5 protein-coding genes are annotated in these 6,137 nt (G+C 33.7%); 4 read left to right on the forward strand and 1 reads right to left on the reverse strand.

Going from position 1 to position 6,137, the window contains the following annotated elements; translation table 11 throughout:
- Positions 1-189: 189 nt before the first annotated feature.
- Positions 190-606, reverse strand: coding sequence for a hypothetical protein (locus E1171_RS09490; protein ID WP_155205766.1), 417 nt, complete (start codon positions 604-606; stop codon positions 190-192).
- Between the two features lie 633 nt (positions 607-1,239).
- Here E1171_RS09490 and E1171_RS09495 point away from each other — a divergent pair.
- The 4 genes from E1171_RS09495 to E1171_RS09510 form a co-directional block, all read left to right on the forward strand.
- Positions 1,240-2,592 carry a TrkH family potassium uptake protein gene (locus tag E1171_RS09495; protein WP_155205767.1) on the forward strand — a complete coding sequence of 451 codons (1,353 nt, stop codon included), beginning with the start codon at positions 1,240-1,242 and terminating at the stop codon, positions 2,590-2,592.
- Positions 2,593-2,886: 294 nt separating this feature from the next.
- Positions 2,887-3,573 (forward strand): DUF2306 domain-containing protein, encoded by a 687-nt coding sequence (locus E1171_RS09500; protein WP_155205768.1) that lies wholly within the window; start codon positions 2,887-2,889, stop codon positions 3,571-3,573.
- Positions 3,574-3,657: 84 nt separating this feature from the next.
- Positions 3,658-5,337, forward strand: coding sequence for a serine hydrolase (locus E1171_RS09505; protein ID WP_155205769.1), 1,680 nt, complete (start codon positions 3,658-3,660; stop codon positions 5,335-5,337).
- A gap of 271 nt (positions 5,338-5,608) precedes the next feature.
- The coding region (locus tag E1171_RS09510) for a Crp/Fnr family transcriptional regulator (protein ID WP_155205770.1) at positions 5,609-6,137 on the forward strand (529 nt) is incomplete at its 3' end.

A 6,137-nucleotide genomic window follows, 5' to 3' on the forward strand; every position in this document is an offset into this window, starting at 1 on the left:
ATCATAAGCAAAAATCCCTAGGAGAAAAAAATTGAGACAGGTGGGAATGGATCAGGGGAGACCCCCTGAACCAGTTGTAAGAATTTTGTTCAATAGTAGTTCCAATCCATTTTGAATTATCGGGCACTATTAAGCTTGAAATTTAGGGATGATTTTAGAGAATCCCATTTTATGGTTTTTGTTTTTTTACTATCTCTCAACTCTAAATACTGTGCTAACTTCTTGTAATTCAGAATCTGCGAAAAATATGTAGGGCCCTGTTTCAATTAGTTCTAAGCTAACTGAATAAGAATAATCATAGCTACCCGGAACAGGGATTGGGTCGGGAGTAACATAAATAGAACTACCTGTCCTTTCATTATATACCTCAAACTCCACATAGGGCGCACTTCCGTCACTGGCATTGCCAATTACTGTAAAATTTACAAAGTCCCCTACATAGAAGTAATCGTTCTCAAAAGGGTTAACAATTGTCAGGTTTTCAAAATATTGAGGTTCTTCAACCAGAGGTTCCTCTATAATGACCTCTGTCATACAAGAAGTGGTTAATAGAAACAAACCAAGGACAAAAAATGCGTTTACAAAAGTTCTAGGTAGAATTTTCATTATAAAAAATGGTTTAATTATTAATTTATTTACTGTTTGATAAGATGCTGGAGGCCTGGGTACCTTAAAAAAATAATCCCCAAGCTCAAGTCTAAAAAATTGTTGTTTCTTCAAATAAGGTTTTTTAATCCACCGAAAGAACTTCCTTCCACATATGTTGGTTTTGTGGAGGTGGAATTACCAAATGGAAGTTCTTTAGAAAGATTTTTGGATTTAATGCACAAAAATCAAACCATGTTTAAGTTTTTTATGGGTAAATTCATATTTATAATCTCCATTTTTACAAGTCTGGCAAATAAGCTGATCTATATTGCTAATAATTAATAGGTTATCTGTTGTTGATAGCAAGAACTTTTAGTTCCAAAAAATAAAGGAAGTATTTAAACCTTGTGCAAATTGACTTTATAGCAATTTTTGGGGAAACTGTAGGTTTGGCAAAACAAGAAAATGAACACCTAATTAAGCTAGGTTACAAAATTTCAGTTTAATTATAATTTTTAATTGTTCAAATTCAGCAGGTGGGCTGGGCCCCATCGAGGGATTTTTTCTTTATCTATTATACCAAGTTTTGATTTTTGTGAATACAGAGATATTGACATTTGTTAGTATTTGAAGAGCAATGTGAAGCAACAAATGAAAAGAAACTTTGTCAATCGATTTTTGAGTTGGTATAAAAAAATTCAAGTAAGCAAATCTCCTCAAATGAATTTGGTTTGGGGCTTTTTTCTATACAACTTAATTGGTGTCGCATTACTTTCAATCCCGGTTTTTCATAAATCCCATGTTTCCTTTCTTGACAATTTATTCATTTCCACATCAGCAATTTCAACCACAGGATTAGTGACGGTAAGTGTAGTGGATTCCTATAATATTTTTGGTCAAATTATAATTATGCTATTATTCCAATTTGGTGGGATTGGTTATATGACTTTAACCTCTTATTATCTTTTCTTAACCACCAAGAAAATTACTAATTGGCATGAAAAAATTATAGGGACAGAGTTTACTATGCCTAAAACCATATTGGTAATAGACTTTTTAAAAACTGTGGTTTTATTTACGCTTGTTACGGAAATAATAGGTGCAATTTGTTTTTTTATTGCTTTTAAAAATCCTGATGAGGGTGTTTTTCAGGTAATTTGGTATAGTGTTTTTCATAGTGTTTCTGCTTTTTGTACTGCGGGTTTTGCTCTTTTTAATGATAGTTTTGAAGGCTTTCAAGATAATAGATCTATAAACAGTATTATTTCAGTACTTTCAATTGCAGGTTCATTAGGATTTATTGTATTTACGGATGTATGGTATCGTATTTCAGGTAAATCTAAAAGTGTAACCTTTACTTCAAAGATTATAATTTATGGATTTTTAATCCTTCTTTCTTCAGGAACAATTCTACTATATTTAACCGAGCCACTAGTTCACCAGTCGGGTACAAGTGCATTAATGAAATCTTTTTTTAAAGCTATGACTGCAATGACTACGGTCGGTTTTAATACGGTTTCAACAGGTGCTTTAACAATCCAATCATTATTGTTGGTTGTTTTCTTAATGTATATTGGTGCATCACCTTCTGGGACTGCAGGCGGAATGAAAATCACTACTCTCACTGCTATGATCGCTGTTTTAAAAAGTAGAATTTTTGGACAAAAGGATATTACCTTTTTAAATAACCGTATTCCTTTTGAAAGGCTTTATGTAGCAACTTCAACCTTTATCCTATATACAAGCCTAATATTTTTGTTTACCTTTCTACTTATGTTTTCAGAAAAAGCAGTTTTTGAAAACATATTATTTGAAGTCGCATCCGCTTTAGGTACAGTTGGATTAAGTACAGGAATAACTGGTGACTTATCTCCAATCGGTAAGATTCTAATTATAATGTTAATGTTTATAGGTCGAGTTGGTGTATTAACATTTGGATTTGCATTATTGGCAAGAAAACAGAGTAATCAAAGTGGTTACATTGAAAATGATTTGGCTGTATAAAATATCTTATAGGGAGTTTTTAATAATGTTTAGTGATGATTGAGGTATCCAATTATTAAAAATAGCTGCTAAAATTTGCATATAGGTTCATGCTGGACAAAGACGTTAGATAAGTCAGGCTTTCCTTCCTATAAACAAACCGTTATAAGCCTTCCTGGATTTAGGGAAAGCAAGTAATTGCTCAAGGTATGGAGTAATTTTGAAGAAAATGAAAACTATGTAATATGGGAATAGATAAAATTTGAAAATAAAATGGGTAATTAGGAAACCTAATAGGACTGAAAAAGTAAAAATATGAGAGTTTTTTATTTATTGCATCAAACTAACATTGTGTTTCATGTCATAGCGGGTTCAATAGCTTTGGTACTTGGATTTTTAGCTTTAACAACAAAGAAGGGTGGAAAACGGCATAAGGTGGTTGGGGATTTATTTCTTTTCCTTTTAACTATTGTCATTATTACTGGATTAATAGGAGTTTTCGTTTTTGGAAGGAATACCTTTTTGTTAATCATTACCATATTAAGCGCTTATTTTGGATTTTCGGGGTACAGAGTTCTGCAAACCAAAACTAATCAACCCAAATTAATTGATGTTTCAATTGCGATTATTGCCCTGACCTCCCTTTTCTACTTTTTGTATTATTTCAAATCAATAGGAATGATTTGGTCACCAATAATTATTTACAGTACCGTTGGTACTTTAATGATGATTATTGCCTATGATTTTATTCGTTATAGGATTCCCAAAAAAAATTATAAAAAGTTCTGGCTTTATGAACATATTTTTAAAATGATAGGAGCCTTTACGGCTTTGCTTTCTGCATTTTCGGGGACCGTTTTGGAAAACTATCAACCCTATAGTCAATTTTTGCCTTCGGTTTTAGGGACCATTCTTCAAGCTGGATTTATTGTTTATCATTTCAGAAAAGAAAATAATAAGAAAATTATAGAAAAAAAGGTTTATAAAACATTTCCAAAATAAGTATTATACAGACTTTATATTGGCCCGATTGGAAGAAGGCCATTCGTGTGGATTTTCTTATTCATAAAAACTATTTCTATCTCTATGCTGAAATTAAAGACCTTAACATTTCAAATCTTAAGTACATTGCTCCTTTATTTTACGGTCCATAATTTTGTAAATGCCCAGGTATCCCATGAGACAATTTTGCAGAAAGTAGATTCTATATGTAATGACTATGGAAGCCCACATTATCCCGGAACAGCGGTGTTGGTTGTGAAAGATGGTGAAGTGCTACTTAACAAAGGTTACGGTTTGGCAAATCTTGAACATGAAATTCCAATCACCCCAACGACAGCATTTGATTTGGGTTCTGTTTCGAAAATGTTTACAGGGTATGCAATCTCATTACTGGTGGAACGGGGAAAAATATCCCTTGCTGATGACATCCGCCAATATATACCGGAACTTCCGGATTATGGAAATATCATTACCATAGATCATTTACTTCATCATACCAGTGGCTTACAAAATACAATAAAGTTATTGTCTTTGGGAGGTTGGTCATTTGATGATGAAATATCTACAGAACAGGTCCTTCGCTTGGCTTATGCACAGAAAAAGCCAAATTTTTTGCCTGGGGAAAATTACGAATATTCAAATACCGGATACCTTTTGCTGGCTGAATTGGTGCATAAAGTTACGGGATTATCATTTAGAGAATGGACGCAAACGAACATCTTTGAACCTTTAGAAATGACACAGACGATGTTTGTGGATGATCATGCTACAGTGATTCCCAATCGGGCTTATAGCTACTTTATGAATGGCCTAGGAGGCCTTGGGGTTTCTCCAAACAATTCCCAGGTTCCGGGACCAGGTTCTTTGTATTCCACTACAACTGACCTTGCCAAATGGTTGCAATACGTTGACAACCCTGGGGAAAAAATGAAGCCTGTTTTTGATCGAATGTTCCAGCCCGGTGTGTTGAATAATGGGAAGGAAATAAAAGTTGGGTTTAGTGTTTTTGTAAGAGATTTTAAAGGAACCAAATGGATTAGTCATGAAGGATTTTGGTGGTCTTTTGCAAGTCTGTTGGTTCATTTTCCGGAACTCCATTTGTCAGTGGTTACCCTTAGTAACCATGCATGGATGCCGTATGATATTCCAAGGGAAATAGCCTCACTTTATCTTCCAGAAAATAATGTCAATAATAAAGCTCAATCAGCAAAGCCAAAAATTGAAGTTTCGGAGATGGTTTTGGATAGTTACCTAGGAACCTATCGTTTATCTCCGGGCTTTTACCTTACCGTTACCAGGAAAGAGAATCAATTATTTTCTAATATTACTTTTGATGGTGCAGAAACCTTTCCAATGTCAGCAAAGTCGGATTCTGTATTTTTTATTGAGGATTTTAGAGGAAAGACTATAACCTTCCTAAAAGATGGATCCGGTCAGGTGAACCAGGTAATCTATGATGAAAAACCTTGCCCCAAGGTGGACAATGAGCCCAACCCTGCTCCCAATTTAAATGATTACTTGGGGAATTACTTCAGTAACGAAATCAAAACATTGTACACCGTTTTAGTTGAAGATAGACAGTTAAAACTAAATCATCTTCGAATTGGACCTCAAAACCTTAATCATGTAAGAGGAGATGATTTTTTAGTGGAAAGATGGGAGCCTCGATTTCCAAAAGGAATGGAGTTCTTAAGGGATGAAAATGGTAAGGTTTTCGCTTTTAGTATTTTAAATCATCGATTTGTTAAAGTGATAGAGGAATAGAAAGGAGTAATCAAATGATAAGGATGATGCTTTTCTCTATGAATTTTTAATAGTATAGTCCTTATCTATTGTTTTAATGAATATTTAAGGGGCTTTTAGGTAACTGTTTTCTCAGATTTTAATAAGAATCTGAAGAGGAATCTTATGAAAAATAAATTTTTCCCTCCTTGAGAGAACCGTTTATACTTACCTTATTTGTGATAAATTTGAGGATCTTATCACTTATAATTAAATTGTACCCTAGGGATTTTTGGCTGGAAAAACGGTGCTCATGAACCTTACAATGGAATGGACTCATATAAAACAAAATCTATCAAATAGGTTTCCTTATTTGACCGATGCAGACCTTAATGAATTTTTGGCCATTACGGAGATAAAAGAGTTGAAAGCAAATGAGCATTTTATCAAAAGGGATAGTTTGAAAAAAAAGGTGGGGTTGGTTTTGAAAGGATTGTTACGTGGCTACTATATTAATGAAGTAGGCAATGAAACTACTATTTTTTTTTGGCAGGAAAACACCTTTGTCTCAACCTGGGAAGCTATGCTTTTAAAGAAACCTTGTACTCAAAATATTGAGACCATAGAGCCCTCAGTTTTGCTAATTTTTGATTATGAGAAGTTAAAAGAATTGATGCAAAGCAGCCCCAAAATTGAAAAAGGGTATCTTGAAACTTCACAGTTTGTTTTGGCTAAATCCCTATACCAATTACAAACTTTCCTTCATGAGAAACCGGAGAAAAGGTATGAGTACTTTGTGAAGGAATTGGGCTTTTTTTCCGATCGAATACCTCAAAAATATA

Source organism: Xanthovirga aplysinae (genome assembly GCF_009711365.1).
In the GTDB taxonomy this organism is placed as follows: Bacteria; Bacteroidota; Bacteroidia; order Cytophagales; family Cyclobacteriaceae; genus Xanthovirga; species Xanthovirga aplysinae.

Coding starts and splice junctions, on each gene's coding strand:
- E1171_RS09490 (WP_155205766.1), bottom strand. CDS start 606: ATGAAAATTCTACCTAGAACTTTTGTAAACGCATTTTTTGTCCTTGGT.
- E1171_RS09495 (WP_155205767.1), top strand. CDS start 1,240: ATGAAAAGAAACTTTGTCAATCGATTTTTGAGTTGGTATAAAAAAATT.
- E1171_RS09500 (WP_155205768.1), top strand. CDS start 2,887: ATGAGAGTTTTTTATTTATTGCATCAAACTAACATTGTGTTTCATGTC.
- E1171_RS09505 (WP_155205769.1), top strand. CDS start 3,658: ATGCTGAAATTAAAGACCTTAACATTTCAAATCTTAAGTACATTGCTC.